The organism is Rhodopirellula maiorica SM1 (genome assembly GCF_000346295.1).
GTDB classification, from domain to species: Bacteria; Planctomycetota; Planctomycetia; order Pirellulales; family Pirellulaceae; genus Novipirellula; species Novipirellula maiorica.
Genome location: NZ_ANOG01000518.1, coordinates 1 through 20,317, shown reverse-complemented (window position 1 = coordinate 20,317; position 20,317 = coordinate 1). Strand labels below are relative to the sequence as shown.

The following is a 20,317-nucleotide window of genomic DNA, read 5'->3' as shown; positions in this document are numbered from 1 at the left end:
GTCAGGACTCTTATTTAGACGGACGAAACAAAGGTGTCAGGACTCTTATTTAGACGAAACAAAGGTGTCAGGACTCTTATTTAGAAAAAGAGTCCTGACACCTTTTGCCTCGGGTGAATCGATTAACCCGGCCTGCTGGGCAATCTTAGCAAGCTTTAGCGTTGGATGGATCCGAAGTGTCCATGCCGCGAGTACCGTTTCGCATTATTCAATTTCAGTGCTAAGAAACAATTCCGTCAGAGCTCGATCGCGGGAGTCCAAGTCAGACACACCGGAAGTTGATTCGGGGTTGTTGATTTGGGATGACGGCTCTGGCACGATGGAGGATGTGGCGAGGTTTCCGATGTCGAGCTGGAGCTTTTGTTGAGTTTCGGTCTGGATATCTGCTACTTGTGGGGCTTCATTTTGCTCGTCGTCGGTCGTATTCGGATTCGTGGAAATGAAGTTGGGGGTTGCGGCTTCGGGTTGAGGAGGCTGTGATGGTTGCGTTGTTTCTATAAGAGGTGGTTTGTTGATGTTGAGGAAGTTGATGACATCGATGGCGTCCGCTGCGGAAGCGACGTATTGACCATCGTTGTTGAGCATTCCATTGACATCGTAGTACCGATTCGCAAGCGTCGTGGCGTCGGTTGGCGTGTTGAGGACGACGGCGGTTGTGCGGAAGCGATTGAGCAGATTGATGATCTGCAAGGCGTCAAACGCGGTCGTCGCACCACTATGATCGACATCCGTCGCTGCGAATGGATTTTGCCACGGTTTGGTATTGACCGTTTCCACGGTCGCATCGCCATTTACCAGAACATGCCGTTGACCGCCGTCGGCAAAAGTTGGTGCCATCACTTGCCAACCATCGCCGGCGTAGTTGACTGTGTCATCCTCGTCATGAGCGACCACCAAGACGTGATTCTCATCCGTCGCAGCCATCACACTTGGTCCATCGATTGTCAATTCATTCGGACTGGCACCGATCACATCAATTCGTTCCAGATTCAGCGGCTTGTTCTGAATGGGATCGGTCAGGTCCAAGTGGTGACCGCTGCCGGCGAGAACAAAAGTGTCGACGCCTTGCCCGCCATCGACGGTGGGTAACTGGTCCACGGACAAGTCGAATGTAAACACATCGGATCCGCCGCCAAGTTGCACGTGCGTCGTTCCGCTGGGCTGTCGGAAATCGATCACTTCGCTGTTGTCGCTGTCGATTCGCAGGACGCTGTCATTGGGATCGTCTCCCGTGTTAAACATGACATTGTCATCGGTGTCGGCAAACTCGAATTCGCGGTCAATCACGTCAAGTGTGTCTTCGATCGGTTCCAAGTCGATCGCTTTCAAGGCAAAGGCGAGGTCGTCCGCATTGCGATCGGTAAAAAATGAAGTGACCAAGCTCGATTGGAGTTTCGTTTTAAGAAATTCCAGCGGTGGATCGCTGGCGGATTGAGTTTCGATTCTTAATGCGTCGTTACCGCCAATCCCACCGTCGAACACGAACGGGCCGATCGGCGGGATGCCGATGCCGCGAAAAACTAACAAGTCATTACTGTTGGGCGATCCATTGAGCCGGATGAGCGATGACGGATCCGTTGCAGGCTGAAAGAAAACGACGTTGCCATTTTGATCGCGCACCGTCACTCCGCTAGTATCCACGTCCACCTCGTGTTGCGGGCTGCCGGGATGGAAGTTGACCACCAGCGCGATCGGTTGGTCGGCCACGGCGACGGCTGATCCTAAAAAACCGGGGCCGAGTTCAATGTCATTGATGGTGCTTAAATCGCTGCCGTCAAAGACTTTGACGGTTGCTTCTAGTGGATCGTCGACCCCTGGGCTCGTCACGATATCGGCGACGCCATCACCGTTGACGTCGCCCGCGGCGACACGCACACCGCCGGCAAAGTCGGGGCCGTAGGCAAAGAAGTGAGCAAGCAATCTTGAGTCGGGAATTTGGATATTGGCGTCAAGGCTGGGCAACGACGCGGAATCGATGACTTTCACGTGGCCGCCGTTATTGGACCCCGCTTGGTCGGCGCCCACGACGATGTCGTCTAATCGGTCGCCGTTTAAATCTGCGGAAGCAACAAACACGCCTCCGACGAAGCCTTGGTCAAACGCAAAAAAGTCGCTCAGGATCTGGTCGGCCGGTACTACGCCTGTGGTGGGCAATTGATTGGCGGTGTGCCCGTCAAAGACCCGCACATGGGGACCGCCGCCGGGACCGGCGCCGACGATGATGTCGTCTTGGGCGTCGCCGTTGACGTCACCTGTGGCCACACGGACGCCGCCGGAAAAGGAGTTGTTGAATGCAAAAAAACTCGCTAGTTCGGCTCCGTCGCTGCCACTGAATACTTTCACATGCGGCCCGCCTCCGGGGCCAGCGCCGGTGATGACGTCGGCGATGCCGTCACCGGTGACATCGCCGGAGGCCACGAAGACGCCGCCGGTGAATTGAGGCTCGTAGGCAAAGAAGCTATGCAGCGTGGCTCCGCTGGTGCCGTCGAATACTTTGACATGAGGTCCTCCGCCTGGACCAGCGCCGGTAATGATGTCGGGAGTGCCATCGCCGTTCACATCACCCGTCGCGACTCGCACGCCACCGGTGAACGTGGGCGAGTAGGGAAAGAAACTGAATGTTTCTGTGCCATCGGGTTCAAATACCTTGACGACCGGCGGAGCACCGCTTTCGGATCCCACGACAATCGAGCCAAAATGGATCGCCGGCGGCGAGAAGACGTTCAGATCAATGGCGTCGGTGCTGAGGTTGCCCGCCGTATCAAAGACCAGGGTTTCGATTGAATGGAGGCCGGCAGGAAGACTGGGGAATTCAAAATCGAACACAAACGGATCTAAGACTTCAAATCCAATAAGTTGCGAATTGAGAAACAAGCTTACCGATTCAACTTGGACATCATCTTCGACGTCGATCGCGATTCGCAGCGGCGAACCGGCGATAATGCCTTGGCCGTCGATCGGCTGAGTAATGTTTACCGTGGGCGGTTGGTCTTCGCTTAGGTTGACCGTGATCGGGGCCGAATCGGTCTGATTCCCAGCGACGTCAATTGCTTGGGCAGTCAATTCGACGTTGGGGACATCCGCAGGCAACGTAAAATCGAAGTGGAACGGAAACGTGTCGTCGGATTCAATGAAATCTCCGTCCACACGTAATTCGACCGCCTTAATTTTTATGTCGTCCGTTGCATCCACCGCGATCGGGATCGTGCTGCCTTCGATGAACGTGACGCCGCTAAAGGGCGACGTGATCGCGACAGTCGGAGGCGTTGTGTCTTCGATAACCTCGCTGGTTAAATCGATGGATCCAAAGCGATCATCGGAAAAATCATTCAACCGAAGTGTCAATTGACCTTCGAATGTCCCCAGTGAACTTGCTTGCAGCGTGATTCCGACTTGGGTTGTACCTCCGGGACGAAGCACGTCGGCGCCCGCGTCGACGATCGAATACCCCGAGCCACTGATTTGCAGGTTGCTGATTATTAAGTCCGCGATGCCTGAATTTTCGATCGTAATGTGATCCGTTATCAGTGTGGTACCGGCATCCGAGTCGATCACGGTCTGCCCAAGGTTCCATGTTGCGCCGTTCGCGACCTCGTCACCCGACGAATCACGCACCGTCACCTGGGGTGCGGGGTCAAATCGGATCGCATCGGCTAACAATAATCCCGCATCGCTGGTCAATTCGGTACGAATCCCATCTCCTTCGGCGACCTCGATGACACCGAGTCGTTCCCAGTCGATCCCGATATCGTTGAAGTCATTGGGCGAGAGAATTTGGTTGACATTGGTCGTGAACGAATTGACTCCGCTGTTGACGATAAACGTTGCCTCGGGAGAGGCACCCAGCGCGAGCGACGGCCACGTTGCCGAAACGAGATAGGGCCCTGGGGGAAGCAAGGAACTGCACTCGGCGCCGGTACAATCCCAAACGCCAGCAGACGTCGTACCGGTCGCTTGTGTGGTGGTTATATCGCCAAACGCACCGATACCTTGGTTGTGGATTCCTGATGACGAGAACTCGGTTTCTCCGTCATCAATGATCCGCGTTTCGGAGATCGGTTCAATCCGAACCGCATCGGCGATCACAAATGAATCAGGATCATCGTCATCCAGGTCGGCATCGAGATCAAACAACTCGACCGTCAACGTGTGTCCGGTGATCGGAACAATCGCGAGATTCTGAAACGAAATCCCCTGCACGTCAAACTCGCTGGGGGCGATCTCTTGGTTGACATTCACGTCGGCTACGACGGGGCCGCTGGAGTCACCGTCATGCACGACAAAACGAACATTTTCGCCGCGGTCCGGGGCGCTTGTCCAAGTCGCAGAGACGGCAAAATGGCCTGGGGGAATGTCGGTGAAGGTCCACGTCGCAACGTTCCCAGCGTTGGCGGCGCTGAATTCGATGTCACCATTGAATCCTTGCAAAAACAGTGGATCAAACTGTCTTGTAAATCCATTGGCGATGTAACCAGGATCGCCATCATCGATGACGTTTGCCGCCGCGTTGATCACGCGAATCTGTTCAAAACCAACGTAGGAAATGTCCGCCAAGCTCGTGCCGGGGAACGAGAATGTCGTACCATCATCAACGACGTTTGCACCGAGCGCATCAAGTATTAACCGGTCGACTCCGCCGCCACCGTCTATCACTCGTGGAACATCCAGCGGTTTGACATAGACGGTGGAATCGTCGTCGAGGGGGTCGCCAACAAAATTTTCCCATTGGCCAATCAGCCGAATCGTGTTGCCAGCGGAATCGACCGTCTGCACTGCTGCCGAATCCAGATCAATCGTGATCGGATGCAACGCGAATGAGAAATCAAGTGTGTCATTGCCACCGGAATCGAGAAAGACATCGTCGCTGCCGGGTGTTGCAAACACGGTGTCATCGCCGAGTCCGACATCGATGGTGTCGTCTCCAGGGCCATCAAAGATAATGTCCGCTCCGGGGCCACCGATCAGCGTATCGGAACCCTCGCCGCCATCGATCGTATCGGCGCCCTCACCACCATCGATTCGGTCATTTCCAGGACCTCCGGAAAGCATGTCATCGCCGCCTTCGCCGCGGATGCTGTCGCCGCCTTCCCCGCCGAAAACCAGCTCTTTCAAGTCGCTGCCGATCACCGTGTCGTTACCACCGTGCGTGCGAAGGTGAATTTCCAAACCTTCGTCGAGGTCGTACGTGACGACGCTTGGGGTGCCGATGCCGGTAATGCCATAGCTAAGTCTTACGGATTGGCCGATGACGTCGACGGTGAATGTTTCGTCGCGTGCGATGCCATGTGCAAACACCGGGGTGCCCGGCAATTGATAGCTTCCTCGTAGTGTCCTGGTGTTGTCTTCGTTCAGCGGATCGCCGTCGAACTCGGATACAACGTCCAAGTGGTCCGCGACGGTTAAGATGAAATAATCCTCCATCGGGTCCGTTTCGCCGTCGATCCCCGGAAACGGCACACTGCCTGCATCGACGCCGATGGTGGTTGTAATAATTCGGTTTCCATCAACCGTTAGATCGTCGGGATCAGTGATCGGTGTCACGCCTAGCAGTTCGTCGGTGGCATCGAGGCGATCGTCGAGCGATCGGTAGTAACCCAATTCAAATTCCGAAGCATCCTGATGCAGGACACGGAACGATTGAATGAAATCGCTGAATCCGGTTGCGAAATTGCGCCCCATCACGATGTCTGTCGGCGGAGTGAATGCGTACACATCGATCGTTCCATTGGTGTCGCTGACGTCGGGATCGAGTTCGCTTGAAAGACTGACGTAGGCAGCTCGTCCCACCCTATCGGTGAAGTTGCTGATGACCACGTTGGCATCGCCTGATGTACCGGCCGCCGGTCCGCCGCCGGAGGCACCATCCGCAGGGCTGATCAAGTACGTTGTCTCGGCGATGAGGTCGCGGACATAAACCTTCATTCCGGTCACGCCATCGATCAACTCATCATCGGTTGAAAATGCCACATAGCGACCGTTGCCGCTAATCGTGGGATTGGACGATCCAAATAGTCCACCGTCACCGCTGGCGGTGCCCGCTTCGTTCACACTGACCAAATGCATTTTCATTTCGCCGGGTTCGTCAAAAAGACCATCCATGTCGACATCGCGGTCCAAAACAAAAATGTCCGGCCCGGCGTTTTCGTCGACCATGCCGTCGTCCGGATCGAGCAGATCGCTGGCCAGACTGGCGAAGGCGATATAGCGACCGTTGGCACTGATCGAGGGACCCGACACAAACGGTTTGCGAATGTCGAACGATGGCGGCGAATCGTCATTTCCCGTTGAATCGGCAATGACGCCGCTGCGGCTAACCAGCGTGGTCGTGTCGGTTAGCAGGTCACGGACGTAGATGTCGGCCGACAATCCATTGGGATCGGCGATGCCCGTAACCAGGTCAGTGGCTTTGGTGATGAACGCGACGTGACGGCCATCGCGGCTGATCACGGGAACCGCCGATTCTCCGTTACCGCCATTGTCACCAACGGAATTGATGCTGACCAATGTGTTCTTGCCGCCATCATTGACGAACACGTTACGTGTCCATTCCAGCACGCTATCGGGAACCGTATCGACCAAATCGAATCCATTGCTTTGAAAGGCGATTTGCGATCCATTGAAGCTGAGTGATGGGTTGGCCGATGCGGTTCCAAGTGCGTTTACGGTTGCCGCGGTATCGTCGCGATTGATCGTAACCAGATCGAGAGTGGTTCCGTCGGTCGCGGCGATAAACACGTCAAATCCTCCATTTCCATCGGGGATCGGCGCACCGCCAGGAAGCGTTTGAGAGATGGCAAGATCGGATGCCGCACTTCCAAACGCGACGAAATCGCCATTGGGGCTGATCACCGGTCGCATCTCGGCGCTCGTGCCGACACCGTCGGCCCCCGACAGCCCTGCAGCGGTGCCGTCGGTCGCGATACTTAACAGTCGTGTTTGCGAATCGCCGGGCTCATTAAAGATCCCGTCGCCATCGACATCCAAGTCGCGGACAAATACATTCGGAACACTTTCGACAACCTCTTTGACGAGATCTTCGGCAAAACTGACGAAGGCGATGAAACGCCCGTCATCACTGATTGCTGGATTGTAAGAAGCACCACGGAACGTCTCTCCGCTGCCACTGTCGGTTCCGTCACTGTTGACACTGATCAACGTCGTGATGCCCGTTTCCAAATCACGCACAAAGACATCTTCGGCGTCGTTACTGTCCGCCGGCGTCGTCATGCCAAGCGGCGGTGTCAAATCCGATGCTTTGCTTTGGAAGACAACAAATTTCCCATTTCCGCTGATCGCAGGGTTCTTGGACGTCGCCACGTCGGCCGGCAGGTCGTCGCTGCCTGCAAACAATCCATCCGGAGTGACGCTGAGGAGATCGACTGCTAACAGATGACGGTTCTCGAGATGTTCGATGCATGGATTCAGATAGCAGCACAGTTCTCGGCGACGGTGTTGCCGGAGCGAACGTCGGTAACGCGTGGAGCGGTTGCGAGATTGAGTTGCCGTTCGGATTGGATACTCGTTCCATCGCTCTGATTGCATTGTCATGATGGCTGCTCTCCCCAAAGCATCAACATGCGTGAGGACTACCGAGTCAATCGAAGCCACAGACGCGATGCCGATTTTGTTTCGGAACCTCGCGCGATGGTGAAGCGAATCTCACCGCGTGGAATTAGTTGCGGTTACTTTCAATCGAATCCTTGCAAAAGATGGTTTCTGGTGGGGCATACCTTTTACAGGTTGGTGCTTTGTGTTCCCCCAGAAGGGACCGGTTGCCTTCATTTTCAGGCGATTCTGGCGGAAATGCAATGAAGAACTTTGATTCCGCGGCTGCTTGTGCGATTGTGGATCGATGCTGGCCCGTACGTGGATCGTGATCGTACCTCGATTTTGCGTCGTATTTAGTTGTAATCGGAGGGGCTAAGTGGCTTGATTATGGTTACCGCCGCTACCATTTAGGGTGATATCTTTGGCAGCGAATGGAGCTTAATTGGACCATGTGCTCCCCACGCGGGTAGCAGCTGCATTAAGATTGCCATTGCAACACGCAGCAATCCTATATTTTTCCAGAGGCAGTCGATGAAATTGGTTCGGTCGTTTTCGTTTTGCGTTGTGATCCTCGGATGGGCGTTCAGCGGGCCAAGTTCAGCGGTTCACGCGGCGGAAAAACCGCTGAACGTGTTGTTCATTGCCGTTGACGACTTGCGACCGGAACTTGGCTGTTACGGCGTCTCGGATGCTCAATCACCCTGTTTTGATGCATTCGCCGAAACTGCCGTGCGGTTCAACAACCACTTTGTCCAAGTGCCAACTTGTGGCGCGTCGCGGTATGCAATGCTGACCGGGCAAAGTCCCTTTCGTTCGGGCGTCACGTCCAACAATGCCGCGTTGTATCAAGGATCGGCAAAATTAACCGACGTCGCACAGGCCGGCGCTCAATCGATGCCCGAGTTGTTTCGCCGCAGTGGTTATCAAACGGTTTGCATCGGCAAAATTTCACACACCGCTGATGGCCGCGTGTATGAATACAACGGCAAAGGCGACGGTCATGACGAAGTCCCGTTGGCGTGGGACAAATTGGCGACACCGTTGGGAGCATGGAAGCGCGGCTGGGGCGTGTTCTTTGCCTATCCCGGCGGAGTCCATCGCGAAGATGGTCAGGGGCACCAGGATCTATTGAATTTCACCGTGACACAGGACACCGATCTGCCCGATGGTTTGATGGCACAATCGGCGATCGATTTTCTGAGTAAGCAACGTGACACCGAAGTCCCTTTTTTCTTGGTCTTGGGTTCTTCAAACCGCACTTGCCGTTTGTTGCACCCAAGCAAGATTGGGATGCGTTCGAAAACAGCGAGATTCAAATTGCCGAGGACCAAGAAAAGCCCGAGACGGCGTATTGGCATCGCAGTGGCGAGTTTTACCGATACGACGCTCCTTATGAAAAGCAGCATCCTCTGTCAAAGGACGCTCAACGCGAAGCGCGTCGCGGCTACTTGGCGTGTGTTCGCTATGTCGATCGTCAAGTCGGCAAGGTGCTCGATGCACTCAACGAACATGGGTTGGCCGACAACACCGTCGTGGTCGTGTGGGGCGACCATGGTTGGCATTTGGGTGACCAGCAGATTTGGGGTAAACATTCGCCGCTGGAACGTGCGTTGCGCAGCGTGTTGATGATACGGGTGCCCGCGGTTTCAAAACCAGGTTTGGTTTCGGACGCCTTGGTCGAAACCCTCGATCTGTATCCAACGCTAATCGATGTTTGTAATCCCCGTTTCCAGCAAACGCATCTACCGTTGGATGGGAAGAGTTTGGCATCGGTTATTTCTGGCCAGACCGATGCGGTGCGTGACGCTTCGCTCAGTTATTGGAAGAACGCGGTATCGGTGCGGACGTTGGAGCATCGTTTGATTGCCAAGCACGCGGGGGGCAAATATCAATCGATCGAATTGTACCCAGCCAACAGCGAGGTGTTGGCAGCAAATTTGGCGGACGATCAACCGGGCAAAGTCAACGAAATGTTAGGAATGTTTGAACTTCGTTCCACAAAGCCGTAGGGGAAACCGCACCGTGGCAAGGAACAACGCCGAGTGAACGATTCAGGGCATCCGTCTTAACAAACACCGTTTTGAGCCTAGCGGCAAACGTTCTGGGCTCAGTCGGATGGAAGCGGCATCCATTGTCGGCTAAGATTGATGCGATGTGCCAGACGGATCGATTCGCGATGCGTTTGCGACCCTAGCGATCGGCCGAGCCGATTCGTTTTCGGTTATTGTCTAAACAAGATCGTTTTAAACGCAAAGGATGTCATGACGCGGGAAGCCTATGATACCTCTCGTCGTCTACGGGAAAACATTGAACAGGTCGTGTTCGGCAAATCCGACGTGGTACAGATGTTGGTGGTCGCATTGTTGGCCGGCGAACATATTTTGCTCGAAGACGTTCCGGGTGTCGGCAAAACGTTGGCGGCAAAAGCACTGGCACATTCGATCGACGGTAAATTCAATCGGCTGCAATTCACTCCCGATCTGTTGCCCAGCGACATCACCGGCAGCATGGTATATCGTAGCGACCGGCGTGAATTCGAATTTCACCCGGGGCCGATTTTCGCCAACGTCGTGTTGGCTGACGAAATCAATCGCGCTCCACCGCGAACCCAATCGGCGTTGCTCGAAGCGATGAGCGAAGGTAGCGTTTCGATTGATGGGGTGACACATCCTTTGCCGCAACCGTTTATTGTCGTCGCCACGCAAAACCCGTTCGAATTCGAAGGCACTTACGCGTTACCGGAAAGCCAGCTCGACCGTTTTCTGTTGCGAACCTCGATCGGATATGCCCCGCGCCGCTGGGAACGCGAAGTTCTGGTTACGCATCGCAGCGGCGAACCGGTGAACCAGTTACCGTCGGTGGCAACATTGCAAGCGATTCGCGATGCCCAGGCCAACGTTCGCGAAGTGGTCTTTGAGGATTCGCTTGTCAATTATTTGTTGGATATCGTCGAAGCCACACGGACGCATTCCGAATTCGAATATGGCGTCAGCACGCGCGGGGCCCTCAGTTTCTATCGTGGATGCCAAGCACGGGCGTTATCCGAATCGCGTGACTTTGTCACTCCCGATGACATCAAGGCGCTTGCCGTGGCGACATTGGCACACCGGGTGGTACACGACAGCGTGTTCCAAGGCCCGACTCGGCATCTGGTCGAAAAGCAAATTGCGTCGATCTTGGAACAGGTCGAGGTGCCTGTGTAGTCGTCAGGCGGTTGGCGTCGACGTTTTGCAATTTCCAACTCGGTATTCTTGATGCAGCTTCGCAACGAATCACTGAATTCACCGCACTACACTCGCAAGGTTTGGCTGACGCGGTTGGGGCTGCATTTTTTGTTCGTCAGCGCGTTTGCGATGCTCGGTGGCGCGCTTCGCGGATTCAATCTGTTGTTGGTGGTCGCGGGTTTGTTGGTGGGAGCGTTGTTCATCCAGTGGCGTTGGTCACGTGGGACCGTGATGGCACTTTCGCTTCGCCGCCGTTTGCCCTCCGACGCGTATGTGGGCAAACCCTTTGCAGTCGATGTCGAAGTCACCAACCACAGCCGATGGATGACAATGTGGTTATTGCGTGTGGAGGACAGTGTCGAATCGCAGTCGTTTTCGGCCAAACGACAATCCGACGACGAGACGCCGCTGGCGACAATCCGGCAAATCGCTCCGCTCAGCAGTGTTTCGAGAACGACCTACTTCGTGCCGCAATCCCGTGGCACGCTGACCTTGGGGCCGCTGCGTGTGATCAGCTCGTTTCCGCTTGATCTTTTAACCGCACGGGTGACCGATTCTCAGCAAGCGACCGTCGACGTGTACCCTAAATTATTGTCGCTCAATCGCGGGTGGCAGCGAGTCGTGGCGGGGCGAAACGATGGCGTCACCGGGGCCACCGATCGGACGGGACCCAGCGAAGGCGAATTTTATGGACTGCGGCCGTACCGCGACGGCGATACGGTGCGGAAAATTCACTGGCGGACCTCCGCGCGTTTGGATTACCCCGTCGTCGCGCAATACGAACAATCACGCCGCTACGAATTGTGTGTGATCGTCGATGCTTTCTTAGAATCGCCGTCGGCCAACGACGCGTTGGTGGAACGATCGATCAGTGCCGCCGCGACGGTCGTGTTGCAGTTGGCCGGAAGCAACGCCAGTCGGATTGTGGTTGCTGCTGCGGGGCAAGAAGCGATGGCGACGTTGGCCAGCGGATCGCCGGACAACAAACGCAACGTATTGTCGTTATTGGCGCGAGTGCGATTGAGTCAGTCCCCCGATTTGTTAGGAGCGTTTGAACAATCCGCCTCGCTCAGCGGTCGTTCGCAAGATGTGGTGGTGCTGAGTCCGCGATCCATGCAGCAGGCGATCGATGGCTTGGACCCCGATTTACACAAACGATTAGAAAACTGGTTGCGTCGTGGCCGCTTGCGGTGGTTAGATCTTTCGTCACCCGCCGGAAGCCATTGGTTCGAAATCATCGAATGAGTCCACCGCTCATGCTGACTCAGGCCGGGGGGCGAGTGAACGAAATGCCGTGGGTGATCCCAAGACAGTCCATTGGGGCGGCAATAGCATTGCAACGGAAATACCATTGTGACGGCAACACAGTACAATGAGGGCGAACGCGTACTTCGAGCGGCAATCGACCAATAAGTTGGGCGAAATTTATGGCATCAGTAATTTCTGCGATCACGAAAGACAGCGAGACGGAGGTCGATGGCCGCGTCAAGCTGTGCTTTGCGATCCTCTCCTGTCTGGGGGGGATGACGCTGGCAGGCGACCCGGATTCGCAATCGTTTGCCTTGATCGCCATGTTCTTTGCGATCTTTGGCTACGTATTCGTCGATTGGTTGGCGTTTTTCTCACTGCCGTCGTTGGTTGCCTATCTAGCGATGGTTGCGGCTGCCATTTATTGCGTGGCGGATTTTGTCGTCTATGACCCGACGGCGCGGACACGGTTTGCGGTCGATTTGTACCAAGCCGGCGATCGACATCTTGTCGCGGTATCGCAGTTGTTGGTTTTGGTCCAAGCCATTTTGATGCTGCAAGTCAAAACCCATCGGGTGTGCGAACAGCTGTGCGTGTTCTGTTTGCTCGAACTGATCGTCGCTGCGGTCTTTAATAATGCCATCACATTTGGCTTGCTGTTGGTGCCGATCGGGTTTGTCGCCGCCTACGGATTGGCACTGCTGTCAGGCGTTTCTACAAAGGCGGCGAGAGATGCGGAAGCGAACTTTGAGGATCTGCACCAATCCGAGCTCGACGATGGTGTCAGCTCAAAAGGCAAGAGTATGTATCGTACGATTCTGTTGCTTGTCGTACCCGCTGTGCTGATCGTTGGTGCGACGTTCTTTTATGCGATTCCGCGGACAACCGAATCGGCCAAAATGGGGCACAATGGTCGCACCTTGGTCGGTTTTAGCGAGACCGTGCGGTTACAGCAATTTGGCCAAATGCTTCAGAGCAACGAGATCGCACTGCGAGTATGGATGACCGAGCGGGCGACCGGTAAACCGTACCGTGCGATCGGAGGATTGTATCTACGCGGTCGTACGCTCGAGCGATATCACACACACGATAGCGATGGTGAGATCATTGCCGATTGGTCGGCGTTGCCAGGCGGTGTGATTAGTAATTCGCAATTGTTGCCGATGGAGTTTTTTCCTAAGCGAAGCAGCGATCGTAATTTCTACGATGCGGTGGATGTACAAGTGGATTGCAAGTCGATGTACAGCGAGTCGCTGTTCGCCATTGCTCCCTACTTTCGCACCGATACGAAGAAAGAGGTGCTGCATCAAACCGAGCGTTGGACGTTGCGTCGTCGCGCGGCGAGCGAATGGAACCGTCCACCGGTTCAATATTCGTTTGGCACCCATGCGTTGCGGGACGGAGTGCAATCGGAATTAATCGCTCGTTTTGCACCGGGGGAAGTCGCGTGGGCGTCGAAGATCGCCGTGATCAGGAACAATGGTCCGGTGATGCGTCCTGGATCGAAGAAAAACAATCCAGAACGCGATTTTCGCAGGGAGTACGAAAAGGAACTGTTGCGGTTTAGCGAGCAACGAATGCCGACGATTAAGTTGATGGCAGACGCGCTGGCTAGCAGTATTCCCGAGGAAGAGCGGCGGCCGATGGTGTTGGCAAGGCTGTACGAAGAGTTTTTGCACACCCGCGGTGGATTCGAGTACACCTTGAATTTGAATGCGACAAAGTCTCGTCGCGATGATCCCATCGAAAAATTTGTCGCCAAAGATCGCCGAGGTCATTGCCAATATTTTGCCTCGGCGCTTGCGATGATGCTTCGCAGCCAAGGCATCCCGGCTCGGTTGGTCGTTGGTTACCGAACCGGCGATCTGAACGAACTCGGGCACTACTACGTGGCTCGTCAATCGCATGCTCACGCTTGGGTCGAAGCGTTGATCGACGCCGAGGATCTCGACACCGTGGTCTATGGGCAACCCAAAGCAAATCAATATTGGATGCGATTAGACCCGACTCCCGGTGGAACCAACTCCGAAGGGAACACCCAAGGCGTCCATAGCGTCATCGATTTGGCCGAGACGCTTTGGAAAGGATACGTCGTCGACGTGAATTCGAGTGACAATACGAATTCGAGCGGCGGAGGGTCGGCGATCCGACCGATCGCTCAATCCAGAACGTTGTTGGCGACTTGGCTTCGAAACATCATCGACCAAGTTCAAGCAGGTCAACTCGGCGGTGGGGCGCTTTCGGTGCACCGAGATTTTTCATGGATCGCGGCCGTGTTGGGTGTGATGGTGACGTTAGGCGTCTTTGGAACCGTGCGGCTTTTTTCTGAATTCCAGCAGCGGTCCAAACCGTCTTCGCCGCCTGGCCGGACTCAGCCCACCCTGGCGTTCTACGCCGAGACGCTCGATTGTTTAACACGTTGCGGGATCCACCGGCAAAACGCTCAAACGCCCGCCGAATTTGCGGTGCAGGCGGAAAACGAATTGAGCTTGGGAAGTCGTTCCTCGGATTTCTCAGTGACTTCGCCGTCGCGTTCGCCGCTGCGTATCTTGACGGATGCGTTCTATCGACTACGTTTCGGGCCATCCACGGCAGACACCCAGGGGGATGCCGATGCGGATCCAAACACGATCCAACACGCATTGGATGAACTGAAGCTGCAAGTGCAGGCTCGGATGGCGAATCCTTCCGTTGGAAAACCTGCCCCACCCCAATCGACCGAAACGAAAGTGAACGCATCGTGATCGTAGCCATCGATGGCCCAGCAGGAGCTGGAAAGAGTAGTATTGCTCGTCAAGTAGCCCAGGAATTGAAGTTTGATTTTCTCGATACCGGTGCCCTCTATCGCGCCGTGACGCTGGCGGCGATCCGAGCCCAGGTGGAATTCGACGATACGCCGGCGCTAGTGCAAGTCGCCAGCAAAGTCGATTTGCAGTGGGATGGTGATACCATCTTGCTCAACGGCGATGATGTTTCCAGCGAGATTCGCTCGCCCACCGTCACCGACGCGATTCGTTATTTGGCGGATGAACCGCTGATTCGCCAGCAATTGTCGGCCCAACAGCAGCGTATCGCCGCCGGTCGTGACATCGTCACCGAAGGACGCGACCAGGGAGCCGAAGTGTTTCCCGAGGCCGAATGTAAGTTCTTTTTGACGGCGTCGCCCGAAGAGCGTGCCAGACGACGCGTCGATCAATTGAAAAGCGAAGGGCGACACATGTCGTTCGATCAGGTGTTGGCGGCACAAAATAAGCGAGACCGGGAAGACGAATCGCGCCCCGTGGGGCGTCTCAGAGCCGCCGACGATGCCGTCGTGCTGAATACCGATGGTATGACTCCCGACGAAGTTTTGGCGTGGGTCCTGGAACGTGTGCGTGAAGTGATGGCAAAACGCCAAACGCAGTGATCCGCGGTGTTAGCCGCTTTGGTCAACGCAGTGAAGCATTTTTTCGTAGCGAAACTCGCAGAGAGTTTCGGTTTCACTCGCGTGGCCGAAAGTCTCTGCGAGATTCGCTACAATTAATTCGCGTTTTCCTTATACAACGCAGTGAAGCATTTTGTAGCGGAGCGGCGCGGGCCCGCCCGGTCTAAACCGAACGTTTTACTCGCCTCTACCGGACGGCTCGCGCCGTGCCACTACCAAAGTAGATGGCATTGAGCGTAAGCCCTGCCGCTAAAATCTCGCAAAACACGGTTGCGGCGTGAAACTTTGTTTCACGGCATTTCTATTGACTTGGAAATGCAAACCGCAGTATCAGAGCGTTCATGAACCTCTCCGAAGCGATTACCGTGCGTCGTCCCCAGCGATGGGACAAGCCGATGGATGCGTCGATGAACGATGCCGATGTGGCTTGGTTGCGCTCACGCGAACCGTTCGCGTCGATGGATCCCAAATCGTTCCCGCGAACCACCCCGCTCGAAGGCATCCTGCGTAACGATTGTCGTTTGATCCGCTGCGAAGCGGGTGAGGTGTTGGTTCGTGAAGGCGACTATGGCAATAGTGCGTTCTTGGTCCTCGCGGGCAGCGTCGGCGTGATGGTCGATTCGCTCTCACAGGAACAACTCGGACGTACCCCCAAAGAAAAACTGAGCTGGTCCGAGGCGCTTCGGCGATTCATGTTTCGCAGTCCGGTGGCCGAAGCACGCGAACCGTCGCAAGTCGTTCCGCTGCGAACTAATTCATCCGGAACAATTCGGACATTGGATGATCGACAAGCGATCTTCCTGCAAGACTTTGATCTCGTGATGCGAGAGCATGAACATGTTTCGCTTGGCCCCGGCGAACTGTTTGGCGAAGTCGCGGCGATGTATCGATCCCCTCGCACGGCAACTGTGATCGCGGAAAACGAAGCGACACTGTTGGAAATTCGTTGGCAAGGTTTGCGGATGTTTCGCCGTGACAAAGTCTTTGCCGATACGCTCGACGCCCATTATCGTGAGCAATGGCTGCCCGTTCATTTACGAGAGATCCCGCTGCTTCGCTATCTGCCCGAAGTCAATCTGCAGCGAGTCGTCGATGCGACCGAATTACATTCCTACGGCCGGATGGAATGGGACAACGATTACAAACGGCAGCGAAAATTGCCGCTGGCCGAACAAATTGAATCAGAACCGGTAGTGGCCGAAGAAGGGCGTTTGCCCACCGATTTGATCATCGTTCGCAGTGGATTTGGACGGCTGTCGCAGCATTACGGAGCCTCGCATCGCACGACCGCGTATTTGGGCAAAGGCCATCTTTTTGGGTTTGAAGAGCTGGCCTTCAATTCGCTTCGCAGTGAAAATTTGCCTCCAAAAACGTTGCAGCATTCGCTTCGCGCTGTTGGCTTTCTGGACACATTGTCGATCCCCGCCGAAGTGTTTGCCGACGCGGTGTTGCCACATGTGCGGCGAAGTGAACTGCCTGCTGAAATCGCTAAACTGATCACGCGTCGCGATCAAGTCGCTACGGCCGCCGAGAAGGTGGAACGACGAACGCAGGCACGGTTGCCCCAATCCAAACGAGATGGACTCGGCGATCTGCCGATCGTCACCGGGGTGGAATTCCAGCAAACCGAGTTGCTCGAGTTTGTGGTGCAGAATCGTTTGAACAACGGTCAACAAGCGATGGTCATCGATCTGAATCGTTGTACCCGATGCGACGACTGTGTCAAAGCGTGTGCCAGCGTGAACGATGGCAATCCACGATTCGCTCGGCAAGGCTTGATTCACGACCGATTGCAATTCGTGCAAGCGTGTATGCATTGCGAGGACCCGGTTTGCATGATCGGTTGTCCCACCGGTTCGATCGCGCGCGACGTCGATAGCGGCGTGGTAGTGATTCATGAACCGATCTGTATTGGCTGTGGCACCTGTGCCAATGCGTGTCCTTATCAAAATATTCAAATGGCAAGTATTCGCGATCGCAGCGGAAAACCGTACTGCGATTCTGCGAGCGGCAAACCGATCATCAAAGCGACGAAATGTGATTTGTGTAGCACCCAGCCCAATGGGCCGGCGTGTGCTTCGGCGTGTCCGCATGACGCGTTGGTACGAATCGATTTGACGGAATCGGCACCGCTGTCACAGTGGCTCGATCGCCGGAGTTAACAACGTATGAAACCGATCCACTTTCGTACCCGACGACGGCTCTCGGTGCTGGTCACCTTGATCGCCATTGTGATCGTCGTGATGGTCAATCGTTGGCAGCAGGACCGGCTCGGCCACGCCAGCTACTTTACGGGATTTACGCTGCTGGCGACGCTTTGTTTGTTGATGTTATTGGGAATCCGGCGGCGATTACCGGTACTGCCGCTGGGTAACGTCAGCACTTGGACTCAGATCCATCTCTATAGCGGTCTTTTTGCCGCGGCGGTTTATGCTGTTCATGTACCTGCACTGATCGCCGGAGGCCAATTCGAGTGCACGCTATCGATTTTGTTTTTGCTTGTTTCCGGAAGTGGGTTTTACGGACTGTACGCAAGTCGTACGGTGCCGCGTCGTTTGACCGCGGTCCCAGGCGAATTTCGTTTCGAACAAATCCCGTGGCACCGCAACGAGATCGCAGCGGCTGCGGGACGGTTGTTCGATGGGGTCAGCGAAGAGGCAGCGATGGCGGTGTTGAAGACGTTTTATCGCAATGTGTTGAATCCTTTTTTTGCTTCCTCGCCAACGTTTGCCTACGTGGTGCTTCCGACTGGGCACCGGCGACGACGATTGTTGTCGGGGCTGCGAGAGCTCGATCGTTACCTGGAACAAGAATCACGATCGACGGCCGGACAATTCGCCGCGCTCGTTCGCAAGCGTGATGATTTGGATTATCAGTATGCGTTGCAGTTCCGTTTGCGACTGTGGGTTGTCGTGCATAGCGTGTTGTCGTTGCTGTTGTTTGGCGGTGCGATCATTCATGCCGCCGTGGCATTGAGATTTACGATGTAGTTCGGCTTATCTCGCGCCCGTTTCCGGGTTGATGCGATTGGTCAACCCTGTTCGCCCACCGCTCATTCCCCAACGTTCATTTCCCTCTACGACGTTCCTGCACGATGCCACGCGAAAACGTTCACTTGCCTCCCCCGCCTGCCATCGATCGACCTGGGGATCGATGGGTTTGTGGCGTCCATGCATCGGGAAAAAAGTGTGTTGCGGGACCGTCCGGCTTGGGCACGTGTCCGATGGCCGAGCCGTGTTGTCCACGGCGTACATGGCTGGGACGTCGCAAGGCGGTCGGCTTCGGTGTGTTGGCCATCGCGATCGCGGCGTTGTTCCTGTGCAGCCGCCAAGGTTATGTGTCCCACTTCTTCAAACCGGGTGAATTGACGACGCCGCATGCGCAAATCTTAGCTGGCACGCTGAACGAAAAACGCTGTGCCGCCTGCCATACCGAAGCGTCGATATCGCCACAATCGTGGTTCGGTCGCGGCGGTGTCGGACACGATTCCGTTTCGCAAACCGATCGCTGTTTGGATTGTCATCACAGTACGATTGATCGCCGATCGGCCCGTTTGGCTCACAACTTGCCCAGCGAAGTGCGACAGCAAATACGGAGCCTATCGCTGCAATCGGCTTCGCAGAATAAAACAAGTTTGGTGCGTCATTCCGTGGCCTCGCCCGGTGTGGATCCGGAACACGTTCAGTGTGCTGCGTGTCATCGCGAACATCGCGGCGCGGATGCAAATTTGACGATCATGACCGACGCACAGTGCCAAACGTGTCATAGTCAGCAAATGGGCAGTTTCGCCGAGTCGCATCCGCAGTGGAGCGATTGGCCCTACGGACGAGGCGGCAGGATTGCATTTGACCACTCCTCGCACGCGATGAAACATTTTCCGGCCACTCGCAACGGCGACTCCGCAACCGCGTTTCGGTGTCTCGATTGCCACGTCAAAGACGAAAATCACGAACTGAGCCGCGTCGTGCGATACGAGTCCGCATGCCAATCGTGTCATGATGATGCGTTGCAGTTGGAATCCGATCATGGCATCGAGTTGTTTGCGCTGCCCACAATCCCCGAATCGCAAACGCAGGAATTGGAATCATGGCCCATTGCAGCCACCGGATTCTACGACGGGACCATCGCCCCATTGTCGGAGTTATTTTTGCGGCATGATTATGTAGTCGCCGCGGCGCTGCGACGAATTGAATCACGAGACTTTAGCCGCATCATCGCCGAATCGCGTGACCAACCGTCGGCGGCGGTAACGATTGCGGCCGCACATCGTCGTCTGCTGGCCGATGTGGCTCGGCAAGGTCAAGCCGCGATGATCGAGCGTGCTGAGGCTTCGGCGGTCGCGTCCGCGGCGCTGACCAACGTCATCCGCTCGATCCCGCCGCAGATGTTGTCCGATACGTATCGAATGTGGTTTTTGAACCACGCGAATCCTGTGGCAGATTCGAAATCTCGCGATCGGGTAACACCGATGTTTCGCACCGTTGCGGCCCCACAAAATTATCGTGCTCACGACGATCGGTCTGCCGCCAATCAAACGACTTCGTCGGACGACGATCTTTTGCTGGGTAATGCAGGGGGCGACGACTTGCTCGCCAACGAGGATTTGCTTGCCGGTGGCGACGACCTGCTTGTCGGTGGCGACGAACTACTGAGTGATGGTTTATTGACAGGGGGCGAAGAGGATCTGCTTGGTTCAGACCCGCTGGCCGACGATCCGCTGGCCAGCGATCCGCTGGCTGAGGATCCGCTGGGAAGCGCACCGGACGCACTCGGCGGCGGTTCCGACGGGGATAGCGATCGATTTGATCCCGACCGCATGCTGATCGCAGGTGGTTGGTACCGTGACGAATTGAAGATGGCGATTGTTTACCGT

At 55.5% G+C, this 20,317-nt stretch carries 8 protein-coding genes and 1 pseudogene; 8 read left to right on the top strand and 1 reads right to left on the bottom strand.

Features of this window, described 5'->3' with window-relative positions; translation table 11 throughout:
* Positions 1-204 precede the first annotated feature (204 nt).
* Positions 205-7,548, bottom strand: a complete 7,344-nt coding sequence (locus tag RMSM_RS16600) for an Ig-like domain-containing protein (protein WP_040767502.1) — start codon at positions 7,546-7,548, stop codon at positions 205-207.
* 531 nt (positions 7,549-8,079) lie between these two features.
* Here RMSM_RS16600 and RMSM_RS43785 point away from each other — a divergent pair.
* The 8 genes and pseudogenes from RMSM_RS43785 to RMSM_RS16555 form a co-directional block, all read left to right on the top strand.
* Positions 8,080-9,557 (top strand): annotated as a pseudogene (locus tag RMSM_RS43785) (sulfatase).
* Positions 9,558-9,854: 297 nt separating this feature from the next.
* The gene (locus tag RMSM_RS16585) at positions 9,855-10,751 is read left to right on the top strand and encodes an AAA family ATPase (RefSeq protein WP_040767506.1); all 897 of its coding nucleotides are present in this window, start codon (positions 9,855-9,857) and stop codon (positions 10,749-10,751) included.
* Positions 10,752-10,802: 51 nt separating this feature from the next.
* Positions 10,803-12,017, top strand: a complete 1,215-nt coding sequence (locus RMSM_RS16580; RefSeq protein ID WP_008698521.1) for a DUF58 domain-containing protein — start codon at positions 10,803-10,805, stop codon at positions 12,015-12,017.
* A gap of 182 nt (positions 12,018-12,199) precedes the next feature.
* Complete coding sequence (locus RMSM_RS16575; protein ID WP_008698519.1) at positions 12,200-14,764, top strand: transglutaminase TgpA family protein; 2,565 nt, start codon at positions 12,200-12,202, stop codon at positions 14,762-14,764.
* On the top strand, positions 14,761-15,426 hold the full coding sequence (gene cmk, locus RMSM_RS16570; RefSeq protein ID WP_040767498.1) for a (d)CMP kinase: 666 nt from the start codon (positions 14,761-14,763) through the stop codon (positions 15,424-15,426). The genes RMSM_RS16575 and cmk overlap by 4 nt, the downstream gene beginning before the upstream one ends.
* A gap of 359 nt (positions 15,427-15,785) precedes the next feature.
* Complete coding sequence (locus tag RMSM_RS16565) at positions 15,786-17,606, top strand: cyclic nucleotide-binding domain-containing protein (protein ID WP_008698516.1); 1,821 nt, start codon at positions 15,786-15,788, stop codon at positions 17,604-17,606.
* Between the two features lie 6 nt (positions 17,607-17,612).
* Positions 17,613-18,434, top strand: a complete 822-nt coding sequence (locus tag RMSM_RS16560; RefSeq protein ID WP_008698514.1) for a hypothetical protein — start codon at positions 17,613-17,615, stop codon at positions 18,432-18,434.
* A gap of 104 nt (positions 18,435-18,538) precedes the next feature.
* Positions 18,539-20,317, top strand: a 1,779-nt coding sequence (locus RMSM_RS16555; RefSeq protein WP_040767496.1) for a calcium-binding protein, incomplete at its 3' end; no start/stop codon positions are given.